General features: G+C 34.1%; 10 protein-coding genes. 2 read left to right on the top strand and 8 right to left on the bottom strand.

Annotation, left to right across the window (positions count from 1 at the left end; all coding sequences use genetic code 11):
* Positions 1-209 precede the first annotated feature (209 nt).
* Genes ABD692_RS02540 through tgt form a run of 3 tightly spaced genes read right to left on the bottom strand, consistent with a single transcriptional unit; the run spans position 210 to position 3325 of the window.
* Positions 210-1088 (bottom strand): DMT family transporter, encoded by an 879-nt coding sequence (locus ABD692_RS02540; protein ID WP_344764685.1) that lies wholly within the window; start codon positions 1086-1088, stop codon positions 210-212.
* A gap of 1 nt (position 1089) precedes the next feature.
* Positions 1090-2193, bottom strand: coding sequence for an LptF/LptG family permease (locus tag ABD692_RS02535; RefSeq protein WP_316759168.1), 1104 nt, complete (start codon positions 2191-2193; stop codon positions 1090-1092).
* A gap of 1 nt (position 2194) precedes the next feature.
* Positions 2195-3325 carry a tRNA guanosine(34) transglycosylase Tgt gene (gene tgt, locus ABD692_RS02530; RefSeq protein WP_344764682.1) on the bottom strand — a complete coding sequence of 377 codons (1131 nt, stop codon included), beginning with the start codon at positions 3323-3325 and terminating at the stop codon, positions 2195-2197.
* A 134-nt stretch (positions 3326-3459) separates the two neighbouring features.
* Between tgt and ABD692_RS02525 the strand changes: the two genes are divergently transcribed.
* Complete coding sequence (locus ABD692_RS02525) at positions 3460-4587, top strand: glycosyltransferase (protein WP_344764680.1); 1128 nt, start codon at positions 3460-3462, stop codon at positions 4585-4587.
* A 31-nt stretch (positions 4588-4618) separates the two neighbouring features.
* A complete protein-coding gene (gene rsmG / locus ABD692_RS02520; protein ID WP_316759161.1) occupies positions 4619-5254 on the top strand; it encodes a 16S rRNA (guanine(527)-N(7))-methyltransferase RsmG in 636 nt (211 codons plus the stop codon).
* A gap of 18 nt (positions 5255-5272) precedes the next feature.
* Here rsmG and ABD692_RS02515 read toward each other — a convergent pair whose 3' ends face one another.
* The 5 genes from ABD692_RS02515 to smc all read right to left on the bottom strand — a co-directional run bounded on the left by ABD692_RS02515 (position 5273) and on the right by smc (position 13130).
* Positions 5273-6514 carry a M56 family metallopeptidase gene (locus tag ABD692_RS02515; RefSeq protein ID WP_344764677.1) on the bottom strand — a complete coding sequence of 414 codons (1242 nt, stop codon included), beginning with the start codon at positions 6512-6514 and terminating at the stop codon, positions 5273-5275.
* Positions 6515-6558: 44 nt separating this feature from the next.
* Positions 6559-7842 (bottom strand): M56 family metallopeptidase, encoded by a 1284-nt coding sequence (locus ABD692_RS02510; RefSeq protein WP_344764675.1) that lies wholly within the window; start codon positions 7840-7842, stop codon positions 6559-6561.
* Complete coding sequence (locus tag ABD692_RS02505) at positions 7842-8213, bottom strand: BlaI/MecI/CopY family transcriptional regulator (protein ID WP_316759150.1); 372 nt, start codon at positions 8211-8213, stop codon at positions 7842-7844. Before ABD692_RS02505 ends, ABD692_RS02510 begins: the two co-directional genes overlap by 1 nt.
* Positions 8214-8393: 180 nt before the next feature.
* Entirely contained in the window at positions 8394-9344 is a 951-nt protein-coding gene (locus ABD692_RS02500) for a M28 family peptidase (RefSeq protein WP_344764673.1), read from the bottom strand.
* Positions 9345-9590: 246 nt separating this feature from the next.
* Complete coding sequence (gene smc, locus ABD692_RS02495; RefSeq protein ID WP_344764671.1) at positions 9591-13130, bottom strand: chromosome segregation protein SMC; 3540 nt, start codon at positions 13128-13130, stop codon at positions 9591-9593.
* Positions 13131-13725 lie beyond the last annotated feature (595 nt).

The raw sequence follows: 13725 nt of genomic DNA, 5'->3' as shown, positions 1-13725 counted from the left end.
GGGACATCTCAATTTCTAATTAATTTCGTTAGCTTTAAAACCGAGCTTTTTAGGGTCGTAATGTTTGTGAGTATATTACAAAATTGGTGTGTTGTAGGTGTTTAGAATTGTTCCGTAAACCGAAGTTTTTTCTATTACATTCAATGGTAAATATCTTGCCTTTTGGCTAATAGATTAAGCCGTTAAAATGTGTTTGAGTTTATCGAAAACTAAAGATTATTCTTCCTGTTTTTATAGATAGGGTAAAGGAAAACAGAAGCCAAAATTACAATGGCACCGATGTAAAAACCGCCCGTCATTTGCTCTTTATTTTTGAAGAAAATAAAGGCCAGGATAATGCCGTAAACTGGTTCTAAATTGGTTACAAGTGCTACTCGAAATGCAGATAAAGTTCGCATAACAGAAACACCTGCAACGTAGGCAACTGATGTGCAAAGCGTGCCTAAAATGGCGATATAAAACCAGTCTTTTGTGTTAAGATTGAAATGAGTATTTAATAAAGAACCATCATATAAACGATACAAGGTTATCCAGAATAAACCTCCAACGAGTTCGTAAAATCCGATAATTGAAGGTTCGCTTTTTTGAACAAATGTAGAGTTTATTGTAGAGAATAAACTGGAAGCGACTGCGGCTAAAAGGCCAAAAATTATTCCTAAAGTGTATTGACTTTCAAATTTGAAAATCATATATATGCCAACAATAATTAACAATCCAACTAAAATATCGCCCATGTGAATAGGCTGTTTTTTAATTAAAGGTTCTAAAATTGCAGTAAATAAAGTGAAGGATGAAAGGCAAACTAAGGTTACAGAAACGGTAGAAACTTTGATAGCGTGGAAGAAAAAAATCCAGTGGATAGCCACGATTCCGCCAGTCAAAAAAAACTGTATGAACTGTTTTCTTGTGATTTTTATATTCTTTTTGGTTAATAAAAACCAGGCAAAAAGTGTTGATGTAGCAATTAAAACTCGGTACCAAACCATAGGTACTGCATCAATAGAAATTACTTTTCCAAGTACGCCAGTAAAGCCCCAAATAAAAACAGTAAGATGAAGAATAAGGAGGTTTTTTTTGTTGGCTTCCATGTTATTTTGGTGCACGTTTGAGTAGGTACAAACCTAACAAACCGAATACAATTGTTGGCGATAAAACTGCTATAAAAGGAGGTAAGCCGCCTTTGGTAGAAAACATTTGAGTGAATTGATTAAATACAATATAAGCGAAGCTTAAGAAGATGCCAATACCAAGCGAAACGCCAACGCCACCACGTACTTTGCGTGATGATAATGCGACACCGATAAGGGTTAACACAAAGGCTGATAATGGTTGGATATAGCGTTTATATTGCTCAAACATTAAGTCGTTCATTATACCCGTTCCGCGGGTTCTTTCTTTACGAATTTTCTCGGCCAATTCAGGGGTAGAAAGGTTTTGAACTACGTTATCATATGCCGAAAAATCATCAGGACGCATATCCAAGATTGTATCTTTTAGCTTTCCATTTCCATAAATCATGCTCTCTTTTAAACCATCAATTTTTCTAATGGAGTAATTGCTTAACTGCCATTTTCGCTTAGTAGAATCCCATTTTATATTATCAGCAACTATTTTTTTTACCAATACATCGCCATTAAAATTATCTAAGGAAAAACGATAGCCGTAATTAGTTTTGTTATCAAAACTTTGAATATATATGTAAGTTTTATCATCCAGTTTCATGTGGATGTTTGATTTCGTAGAAGGGTCATTTCTTTTAACGTAGGTATTTTCGAAGGTATTTTTTAGCGTATTTGTATAAGGCAGTATATATAAATTCGACGCTAGATTTGCCGAAAATATAATACTTGCCGATATAAAATAAGGAAACAAGAATCGGTTAAAACTAACGCCACCACTTAAAATAGGCACAATTTCAGTTTGGTCGGCCATTTTTGCCGTAAAAAATATTACCGCAATAAAGTTAATAAGGGGCGAGAGCATATTTATATAAAAAGGAATAGAGCCAGCGTAGTATTTAGTTAATACGCCCCAAAAGCTCAATCCGCTTTTTAAAAAATCATCAAGTTTTTCAGATAGATCGAATACAACAATTATAATTACGAAAATAGCGAGTGTATATACAAATGTACCCAGATATTTGCCAATAATATAGCGGTCGATAATTTTTATGTTGCCCTTTATTAAATTCATTTTATAGCTTATTGCCCAATACTTTAACCATTTGGTTTTTCCATTCGTAAAACTCTCCGCTGATTATTTTTTCCCGAGCTTCTTTAACTAACCAAAGATAAAAGTGCAGGTTATGCAAGGTAGCAATTTGTGCGCCAAGCATTTCTTTGCTATGTACTAAATGTCGTAAATAAGCCTTGCTGGTTACTAAATCGACATGTAAATCGCTATCAGCTTCTATTGGAGAAAAATCTTGCTCCCATTTTTTATTTCTAATATTTATAATACCGTTTTTAGTAAACAACATGCCGTTTCTGGCATTTCTGGTAGGCATAACGCAATCAAACATATCAACACCAAGTGCAATGTTTTCGAGCAAGTTAATCGGCGTACCAACACCCATTAAGTAACGAGGTTTATCGTATGGTAATATATCGCAAACAACTTCAGTCATTGCATACATTTCTTCGGCAGGTTCTCCCACCGATAATCCACCGATTGCATTACCCGCTCTTCCCATGCTTGCAATAAATTCTGCTGATTTTATTCTTAAATCTTTATAAACAGAACCTTGTACAATAGGGAATAAAGTTTGATCAAAACCATATTTTGGTTGTGTATTATCAAAATGAATACAGCAACGTTTTAACCAACGGTGCGTCATTTTAACGGATTCAGCAGCATATGTGTAATCGCACGGATAAGGTGTACACTCATCAAAAGCCATTATAATATCTGCACCTATTGTACGCTGAATATCCATTGCATACTCTGGTGTAAAAAGGTGCTTAGAACCATCAATATGCGAACGAAATGTTACGCCCTCTTCTTTTATTTTTCGTACTTTACTTAAAGAATAAACCTGATAACCACCACTATCAGTTAAAATTGGGCGATCCCAACCTATAAATTTATGCAGGCCACCAGCTTTTTCTAAAGTGTCTAATCCTGGTCTAAGGTATAAATGATAGGTATTGCCTAAAATAATCTGCGCATCAATATCCTGTTTTAATTCGCGTTGATGAACAGCCTTAACCGTTCCAGCAGTACCCACAGGCATAAAAATTGGTGTTTGTATTTCGCCATGGGCTGTTGTAACTGTGCCCGCTCTGGCTTTAGAAAGCGGATCGTTAGCCTTTAAAGTAAATTTCATATGGTGTTTTTCTCGTCACAAAAATCTGCCAAAAATAAGAAAATAAGAGGGTATATTTTTGTTTAATTTTTTATCAAAATAAAAGCGTATTACAGATTAAAAATGAGAAATTTGCGCTTATTTATTTTAACGTTGTGATATTATCCATACCCGAAATTTCTTTACTTTCTATTTTAGTTCTTTGTCTTTTTGTACAGCTCTATTATGTGCTTTTTGTGCACTTAAAATTAGCTCAGGTCCGTGTTGAAGAAATACCTGAAACAGCAAAAGAGCCAGTAAGTGTAATTATTTGTGCACGAAATGAGATTACAAATCTTGAAAGATATTTACCAAGTATTTTAAATCAAAATTATCCTGATTTTCAGGTAGTTGTTGTTAATGATCGCTCTTGGGATGGTACTGAAGAATTTTTAGAGCAATTAGAAAAGCAATACTCAAAACTAAAAGTTGTTAAAATTTTAGATAACGATAAATTCATTGCAGGCAAAAAGTTTGCCGTAACTATGGGAATAAAAGCTGCAAAACACGATTGGCTGGTTTTTACTGACGCTGATTGTATACCTGAAAGCGATAACTGGCTATTGGGTATGCAGCAGCCTACCGACGAAAATGTTGAAATTGTTTTGGGCTACTCGCCATATTTAAAAAGAAGAAGCCTGCTAAATGCACTTATTCGTTTCGAAACATTTTTTACTGCAGTAAACTATCTTTCTTTTGCCCTAAAAGGGATGCCGTACATGGGTGTTGGTAGAAATATGGCTTACAAGAAATCATTATTTTTCAAAAATAAAGGTTTTGCAGCTCATATGCACATCCCTTCGGGCGATGATGATTTATTTGTAAATGCGCATGCAAATAAACATAACACACAAATTAGGATCAATAAAGAAAGCCAGGTTTGGAGCGAACCAAATCAAACCTGGAGTGGCTATTTAAAACAGAAAAAGCGCCATTTTGGAGCAGGTAAATTTTACAAGTCAGAACACAAATTTATTTTAAGTCTGCAAATTATTGCTCAGTTTATGTTTTATGCTGCCTTTGCAGCTTGTATGTTTTTTAGTCTCGAAACGAGATATATTGCTGCAGGAATTCTTGGATTTAGTATCCTCATCAGATGCCTGATTTATCCGAAATTATTGAACCGTTTAAATTATAGAGATTTACGTTGGTGGTTCCCGATATTAGATATACTTTTGTTCTTCTTTTTAACCTTAAATGGATTTTTATCCATGTTTGGCAAAAAGAAAGTTAGTTGGAAATAAAATTAAACAGCCATTTTAAGGCTCCATCATTATGCTTGAAGTTAAACCAGACCTAATTCTTAAATATTTTAATAACTTAACTGATAAACAAATTGCACAGTTTTCGCAACTTTTTGACTTATACAGTTATTGGAATGCGCAAATCAACGTAATTTCAAGAAAAGATATCGAAGAATTGTATGAACGTCATGTACTCCATTCAATTGGAATTGCAAAGGTTTGTACTTTCAAAGCTGGCGAAAGTGTGCTCGATGTGGGTACTGGTGGTGGCTTTCCAGGTATTCCTTTAGCTATTTTATTTCCTGAAACTCAGTTTCACCTAGTAGATTCTATTGGGAAAAAAATTAAGGTTGTTAAAGAAGTTGCTTCTGCTTTAGGTTTAGATAATGTTAAAGCCGATCATTTAAGGGCAGAACAACTTAAGGATAAGTACAATTTCGTCGTTTCCAGAGCGGTTACTCGCCTAGGTGAATTCTACCCTTGGATTCAGGGAAAGTTTAAAAAGGAATCTCTAAATGCAATTCCAAATGGAATTTTATATTTAAAGGGTGGCGATTTAGCCGAAGAAATTAAAGAATCGAAACTGAAAGCAGAATTATATCCGCTTTCAGCCTATTTTGAAGAAGATTTCTTTGAGACTAAATATGTGGTTTATGTGCCGCAGTAAGTCTATTCGATATTCTAATTAATCAATTGGTTTTCCAGGAGGCGGTGGAGAAGGGACATTTAGAATTTTTATGTTTTTTCCGACAGCTTCAACTGCCCCAAATTCAGCCTTTTTGCCGTATTTTTTCATTCCATTCTCCGAATCTAAATCTATAAAATAATCTGCATTTTCAACACCACCAATACTTCCAGATTCAATCGATTTACCATTTACAATAAAGAGTTTTTTTGATACTGGCATACCCTTTTTTAGTAAGTCATTATATCTAAACGTTAAAGTAAATTTTGTGCCTTCATCTAGAATCGTTAATCCTTCAATTATACTATTAGCTTTTATGGTGTCTTGTTTTACCAATGCATGTGAATATAAATCCAATACACAATAGTCTTTTGTAAACGCCATGGTTGATAAGGCTAGTACCCCGCCAATTAAAGGTAAAAGAATTAGCATTTTGAGCCTTGCCCAGTTAGCCGATTTTTTTTGATTTAGCATTGTAATTCTTTTTTTTAAAATAGATGAACTAAATATTTGGTTAGTAAGTTTAAAATTTTGAAAGCCAACAGAATTTTGAATAAGAAACATTGCATAGGGATATCGTTCGATTTCTGCCTTAGTGGTTTCTTCGTCAGCCAAGTATTCATGTATTAGTTTTACATCCTTTTTAAGGAAATGTAGAATGGGGTTAAACCAATTTACAATTTGTAAAATCTCAAAAAATAAAACATCGAAACTGTGTTTCTGATTAATGTGCGCTAACTCATGTTTAATAATGGTATGTCTGTCAGGTAAATGAGGGTCTAAAAAGATTGAATTAAAGAAAGAAAATGCCATCTTTGAATTTTTCAATTCAATTAATTCAACTCCGTTTTCCAAAGTTGTTGATGGCAGATTTTTTATTTTAACAATGTTTTTGATCGTTAAAATCAATTTTATAAGTAATGAAAAAGCAACTAAAATATATATAGCAAACACAATATGATCAGCCGTTAGAAAATCTTGCTTTACCTCCTGCAAGGGTAAAATATCAGAATATTGAGGTTCAGATGCACTTGGTTGAACAATTAAATCGTTCAGGATCAGAATTGGTTTTTTTAAAAACCCTAATTGGATGAATGGAAAAACTAAAGCTAAAACTGAGCTTGTAATTAAATAGAACCTATTTAATTTAAAGAAAGTGTCTTTTTGCAGGGTTATCTTATAAAATCCATAAAATAATACGAGGTACAAATTAGCCTCAAGTAAATAATATAGCCAGCTCATAATTTTAGATTTAGTTTTTAAATTTTTCTAGGTTCTAATGAATTTTACCTAGTTCCTGGTATTGGATCTCCGTAAATTACATCGTCTTTACCAGCTTGCTTTTTAGGTGCAGATTCAATTGGCGGTGGTGGTGGGGCTAATTTTATACCTTTTACTTTTTTTATAACTGGTTCTTCTATAGTAATTGTGGTTCCCGATATCACATCACTTTTGCTAACTTTTTTCTTTGGCGCTGGCTCAATTGGCGGTGGAGGTGGAGCGATTTTTTTTAGTCTCAGTTTAGTTGGTTCTTTTGGTGGCGGAGGTGGAGCTATTGGCTCAACAGGTGGTGGAGGTGGCACTTGTTTTATACCTTTTACCTTCGATTTTTGGCCTGGTGCTGGTGGAGCAGGTAAAATTGTAATCTCTTTAACTTTTTTCTTTTTCAGGCTATCTTGCGGACTAGCAGCGTATTTGTGAATATTTTTCGGATACAAATCAACAACTCCATAATCTTTAGTAAATGCCATTGTAGAAGTACAAAGCATAAGTCCTGTAACTGGTAATACAAGTAACAATTTGAGCCTGGCCCATTTTGCCGATTTTTTCTGATTTAACATGTTTATTCTTCTTTTTAGAATTGATGAATTAAATATTTGATTAGTAAATTTTATTGACTGGTCACCGTAAGAATTTTGTATTAAAAAAATAGCATATTCATATTTTTCTATCCCATTTTTAGTTGTTTCTTCATCAGCTAAATACTCATGCAAAAGTTTAATGTCGCTTTTTAAGAAATGAACGATCGGATTGAACCAGCTTAAGCTTCCTATTAGTTCAAAAAACAACACATCTAAACTATGTTTTTGCTTTATATGAGCCATTTCGTGATTTAAAATGGTATTTCTTCGAGGCAACTGAGGATCGATAAACAAGAAGTTGAAAAAAGAAAATGCCGTTTTGGTATTAGATAATTCGATTACAGTTACGCCATTTTCAATCCTTTTTCCTGATTTCTTTAATAAGTGAATGATATATCTTAAACCCCATATCATTTTTGAAAGAAAAAACATAGCCGTTAATGTGTAAGTGAATAACAATATGTTTTCAACTGTAAATAATGATTTATCTATTTGAATCTGCTGATAAATAACCTGTTCATTTTGAATAATGTCTTTATTTAAAAAGCCCAGTTGTAAGAACGGAATTAAAAAAGCTATAAGTGAGCTTAATATCAGATAATATCTGTTCAGTACATAAAAAGTTTCCTTATGCAAGAACAATCTGTAAAAGCCGTAGAATATGGAGAGGTATAGATTAGCTTCGAGTAAATAATATAACCAGTTCATTATTTATCTTTTTTAAGTTTTTCTGCAAGCTGGATGATTTCGTTAAGCTCATCATTGCTCATGATTTTATCCTTTACAAGAAAGGAGACTAAACTCTCGTAAGAATTTTCAAAGTAATTGTTCATTACTTTTTCTAACGCAAAACGCTTATAATCAGCTTCTTTAATAATAGGAAAATAGATGTACGTATTACCGATTGCTTTATGATCTACAAAACCTTTGCCCTCTAAAACCCTAATTACCGTTGATACCGTATTATAAGCAGGCTTTGGTTCATTCATCTTTTCGATTACATCCTTTACCAATGCTTCTTCCATTTCCCAAAGGATGAGCATAATCTGTTCTTCTGCTTTTGTGAGTTCTTTTATCATAGTAACTATTTTTATAGTTTGGTTAAATGAAGTTACTACTATATTTATAGTTTGCAAACTATTTTTGTAGTTTAAATTTTAAGATATTGATTTACAGTTATATAATTTTATTTTTAAAATCTAAGGCATAAAAAAACCTGCCCAAATGAGCAGGTTCAGATTCGTTATGAAGAAATAAAATTAATTTTTCATAATCATTTTATCTTTTAAAGATTTCTGTAATTCGGATTGTTTATCAATACTTTTAACAACATCTAAAACTGCATTCGCTGCATCACTGAAAAACTGTTTGGTAATGGTCGAATATTCATCGGTTGCTTTATGGTAATCTTTGTGGTCTTCTACGCCAAAGTATAGAAACGGAATATTTTTAGCATTAAATGCGCCTTGATCACTTTGGTTAGTCCAGTCATCATGACCAAGTTTAGGATCATCGTGACCTAAAATAACTTTGATTTCCTTTCTTGTAGTATCTACATATTTCTTCAAATCAGGATACTTAAATGTACCAGCAACATAAAGTTCGCCTTTATCACTATGACTAATCATATCCATATTTAAATTAACAGCAATGGTATTAATGTTAACTGGTGGATTAGCCACAAATGCTTTTGCGCCCTGTAAACCCATTTCTTCTGCATCGAATGAAGCAAAAATGATGGTATTGGTTGGTTTATTTTTGGCGAAATATGCCGCAATTTTTAGTAAGCCTGCAGTTCCTGATGCATTATCATCTGCACCATTAAAAACTTCGTCTTTAACTACGCCTAAATGATCGTAATGTGCTGAAACCACGATTACGTTTGATGTTTTACCAGGTATATAGCCAATTACATTTGTGCCATTAACTTTTGCTCCACCTCTTGAATTAAACGTAAACTCCTGTGCGTAATTTACGTGCTGAGGATAAGATTTTAATCCAAGTTTCTGAAAGCGTTCGATGATGTAAGCTCTTGCCATTTCTGCGCCTTTTGTTCCTGTTTTTCTACCTTGGTATGCATCTGATGATAATATTTCTACATCTTTTAAAAGCTGGTTATCTAATTTGCCTGCTCCAGTTGAAGATTGGTTTTTAACTGATGAACAACAGCTGAGCATCATCGCTAAGGGGATAATATATAGGATTTTCATTTTTTATGATATTTGGCCTTAAAGATATTAATTATTGGGATATTGAAAGGAAAACGTAGTTTTTTATACTGTATTGCGTAGTTGAGGCTTTGTCATGCTGAGGCACGACGCATCTGTTTCATAGGCTGCATATACTTCGTGCCTCAGCATGACAGAAGTTCAGAAAGATTTGAATTTACCAATGTTATAATATAGGGTCTCTTGTAAAAGGAATCTGTTTCTCACTTTTACTTTAAGACTTTCGTTTTAGGCCGCAACTTCCCTTAAATCTACTGCTACAACCCTCGAAACGCCCTGTTCAACCATGGTTACGCCATAAATAATATCAGTACTGGCAATGGTACGTTTATTATGCGATACGATAATAAACTGCGATTGATCGGAGAATTTACGGATGATATTGTTGAATTTATCAATGTTCGTATCATCCAGCGGAGCATCAACCTCATCGAAAATACAGAATGGGGCAGGTTTTAATAAATAAAGTGAAAATAGAAGTGCAGTGGCGGTTAAGGTTTTTTCTCCTCCAGATAATTGATTAATAGATAATGGCCTTTTGCCTTTCGGTCGGGCGATAATATCGATATCGGCTTCTAATGGGTTATTTACATCCGAAAGAATCAAGTCGCAACTATCTTCTTCATTGAAAAGTGAACGGAAAACCACAATAAAATGTTCGCGAGCTTGGGTAAAGGCTTGCATAAATTTATCTTTTGCGGTATCATCAATCTCTTTTATGGTCTGCAAAAGATCGGTTTTGGCTGCATTCAAGTCTTTTTTCTGATTCTGAATAAAAACGTAACGCTCTTCCATTTCTTTAAAAGCTTCCATTGCCATGGAGTTGATTGCACCAAATTCATCCAGTTGGCGTTTCATTTTCTCTACTTTCTGGCGAATCTCAAACTCACTTTCTAAAACTTCTACCTCAGCTTCAGTTTCTAAAAGATCGTTAATGTCGATGTTAAACTCAACAGCCAAACGTTCTTTCAATGAATTTAAATCAATCTTAAGCGCATTCTTTTTGTCCTTGATTTCTGTTAAAAGAAAGTCTGTTTCCTCACGATTTTTACGAATATTTGTGAGGCTATTTTCCATTTCGTTGATATTGCCTTTACGCTCAAAATACTCCTTTTCCAATTCAGTCAAGCCTTTTTCCATATCTTCTCGTTGCTGGTACATCTCTAAAAGTGTATCATCGCTTAAATCGGTATGTTGCAAAGTAGCTGTAATTTGGGTTAAGGTTTCCTGAAGTTCCTTGTCATTTTGAGCAATTCGTTTATTTAAGGCTTCTTCCTGAACAAAACGATAATCCAAATCTTTTTCCAAACCCGAAAGCTTATTTTGTTGCTGATGGAAACGGATATTATCCTGATTATATTTTCCAGCAGATTCATTTACCAGATCAGCCAAGTCTTGATAGTTCAGTTGCTGTTCTTGCAGGTTAACATGATCTTGTTGTTGCTTTTTCTGCAATTCAACCAAAGCTGGTAATTTTTCTGATAAAGATTTTTCAATAGAAACTATTTTCTGTGCGATATTTGTTTTTCGATTTTCGCTGGTCGTAATAAATTCCTGATATTGATCTCGACGTGTTTGAACCGAAATTTGCTCGTTACTGATTCGATTTAATTCTTGCTGAAAAGTATTAATCTGATTGATTTTTGAGGATTCTTTCAGATTTAAAATTTGTTCAGTTTCGGTAGTTATTGCAATATTATATTGATTAATCAGCGATTCGGATTGATTAATTTCTTTAGCTAAATTCTCTAAATTTTTAGCACGACCGATTCTTTTTCCTTCAAATAAACCAACCGAGCCACCTGAAAGCGTAAATTTAGTTTGCGCATATTTTCCGTTTTTGGCTAAAACAGTTAAACTTTCGGTTGGCGCATTCTTGAAAATATTTTCTTGCTCTGCAATAGCGATGTACACATTTTGCAAAAGCAAATTACAAAGCTGCTGGTATTTCTTATCTACCTCTACAACTGAAAGGGCAGAAACCAAACCTTCATGTGTAGCAAAGTGTGGGTTTTTATCTGGAATATTTTCTAAAATAAAGAAATTAGCTCGCCCACGGCTGGCGTCGGTCAATAAGTTAACTGCTTGAACAGCATCTGCATAACGATCGACCACGTAGTGATTCATTACAGGCTCAAGATAATTTTCTATTGCAATTCGATAATCTTCGTTACAAAACAAAATATCAGATAGGAGCAAAGCACTTTTAGCAAAAGCCGTATTTTTTTTTAAAAAGCGGATAGATTCGGGAAAGCCCTCTAAACTATCTACAAGCGATTTTGTAAGGTTGTATTCGTTCTGCTTAGCATCTTTTTTACGATTTTCTGCAGTAAGTTTTTCTTTATTCGAGCTTAAATTAACTTCCGATTCAGCCAGTTTTTCTTTTAAGATTTCTTCTGCTTCTTTAAGCAATTTAATGTTGGATTGCCTTTCATTAACTTTCAAATCTAGCTCCGCCAAAGCATGATCAAAAGCCTTTAATTCTGATGTTTTGGTTTCAGTATCATCAACATTTCTGTTGGTTTCTTGTATCAAAGCATCTTTTTGAATATTTAAAATATCGATTTCTTTTTGAGACTGATAAACCTGATTCTGCAAATCGTTAACCGATTTTACCAGATTATCAATCCTGTTTTTCTCTATTTGTTGTTGCTCGCGAAGAGTATCAAGAGAAGTTTTAAGAAGTTTTAAATCTGATTCGACTTTATTAAAAACCTCCGTTTCTGTTAAAACTTCCTCGTTTAAACGCTTAATATTGTATTTAATGTGGTTAAGCTGATTTTTATCTTTTTCCAGTTCTCCACTTAAACGACTTTCTTTTTCTTGTAAAAAACGCATTTGCTCATTTTTTACCTTCTTCTCGCTTTCGTACGCTCGAATTTTAGAAACAAGTTCATTGGTTGCTTTTTGTTGTATCGAAAGGTTCTTCTCCTGATGAATACTTTCCAATTTAGTTTTTTGAAGTTCAGCTTCCTGGGTATCAATCTTGGTGCTTAATTCAATTCTCAAAACTTGCTGACTTTGCTCTTGGGTTTCCAGAGCATTTAAATCGGTGCGGAAAAAGGCAATTCGATGGGTAGCCAATTGAACACTCAATTCGCGGTATTGTTCCTTTAATTTGTAATAACGCTCAGCTTTTCTCGCCTGACTTTCCAAGGTTTTCAGGTTCTTTTCGATTTCGAAAAGTAAATCATCCACACGTTCTAAATCCGCTTCAGTATCTTTCAATTTATTGAATGTCTGTTTCTTGCGTAGCTTGTATTTCGAAATTCCTGATGCTTCTTCAAATAACGAACGTCGACTGTGTTCCTTATTGGTAATGATTTCATCAACCATTTTTAGCTCAATGATCGAATAACTATCAGAGCCTATTCCAGTATCTAAAAATAGATCGGTAATATCTTTTAAACGACATTGAACATCATTTAAACGATATTCGCTATCCCCATTTCTATATAGTTTTCGGGTAACTGTAACCTGAGAATAAGCAGTAGGTAGGATGTTTTTGGTATTATCAAAACTCAACGAAACTTCGGCTAGTTGTGCCTGCTTACGGTTTTTGGTGCCATTGAAGATGATGTTTTCCATCTTTTCAGAACGTAAAGCTTTGGTGCTTTGCTCGCCCAAAACCCATCGCATGGCATCAATCACATTGGATTTTCCACAACCATTCGGTCCAACAATAGCCGTAACGCCCTCATTAAAATTGATGGTTACTTTATCGCCAAAGCTTTTGAATCCTTTAATTTCTAATCGAGTAAGCTGCATGGTTTTTCTGCGGGAGAAACAGTCTCAATAATAAGGATAATTTTGGGCTTTTTCAAACTCAAAATTGGGGTTAACTTCTAAGGAAAAGGTTTTACCACAGAGCGCACAAATGTTTCACAGAGAGGAAGACGATTAATTAGTACGATTAAAAGAATTGCCACGGAGGTAAAAAATCCACGGAAATTAAAACCTAGCTCCGTGTCTTTCGTGTTTCCGTGGCAAACAAATTTTAAGCAAAAAGTCGAAACCTACTTCGAAATATTTAAATATAAATTGCCACGGAGGCACAGAATCCACGGAAATTAAAACCTAGTTCCGTGTCTTTCGTGTTTCCGTAGCAAACAAATTTTAAGCAAAAAGACGAAACGTACATGGAAAGATTTAAATATAAATTGCCACGGAGGCACAGAATCCATGGAAATTAAAACCTAGTTCAGTGTCTTTCGTGTTTCCGTGGCAAACAAATTTTAAGCCAAAGAAGAAACCTACATGGAAAGACTTAATTATAAATTGCCACGGAGGCACAGAATCCACGAAAAATTAAAACCTAATTCCGTGCTTCCGTGGCAAATAATTTTTTTTTTGCAAAAATATA

Source organism: Pedobacter ginsengiterrae, assembly GCF_039537385.1.
Taxonomy (GTDB): domain Bacteria; phylum Bacteroidota; class Bacteroidia; order Sphingobacteriales; family Sphingobacteriaceae; genus Pedobacter; species Pedobacter ginsengiterrae.
Note: the sequence above shows the minus strand (reverse complement) of the source record. Positions and strands in the feature narration are given on the sequence as shown.

What these genes read in the sequence shown, in the direction of transcription:
- rsmG (WP_316759161.1), top strand. Translation starts at nt 4,619, where the DNA reads ATGCTTGAAGTTAAACCAGACCTAATTCTTAAATATTTTAATAACTTA.
- ABD692_RS02505 (WP_316759150.1), bottom strand. Translation starts at nt 8,213, where the DNA reads ATGATAAAAGAACTCACAAAAGCAGAAGAACAGATTATGCTCATCCTT.
- ABD692_RS02510 (WP_344764675.1), bottom strand. Translation starts at nt 7,842, where the DNA reads ATGAACTGGTTATATTATTTACTCGAAGCTAATCTATACCTCTCCATA.
- ABD692_RS02540 (WP_344764685.1), bottom strand. Translation starts at nt 1,088, where the DNA reads ATGGAAGCCAACAAAAAAAACCTCCTTATTCTTCATCTTACTGTTTTT.
- ABD692_RS02500 (WP_344764673.1), bottom strand. Translation starts at nt 9,344, where the DNA reads ATGAAAATCCTATATATTATCCCCTTAGCGATGATGCTCAGCTGTTGT.
- ABD692_RS02515 (WP_344764677.1), bottom strand. Translation starts at nt 6,514, where the DNA reads ATGAGCTGGCTATATTATTTACTTGAGGCTAATTTGTACCTCGTATTA.
- smc (WP_344764671.1), bottom strand. Translation starts at nt 13,130, where the DNA reads ATGCAGCTTACTCGATTAGAAATTAAAGGATTCAAAAGCTTTGGCGAT.
- tgt (WP_344764682.1), bottom strand. Translation starts at nt 3,325, where the DNA reads ATGAAATTTACTTTAAAGGCTAACGATCCGCTTTCTAAAGCCAGAGCG.
- ABD692_RS02535 (WP_316759168.1), bottom strand. Translation starts at nt 2,193, where the DNA reads ATGAATTTAATAAAGGGCAACATAAAAATTATCGACCGCTATATTATT.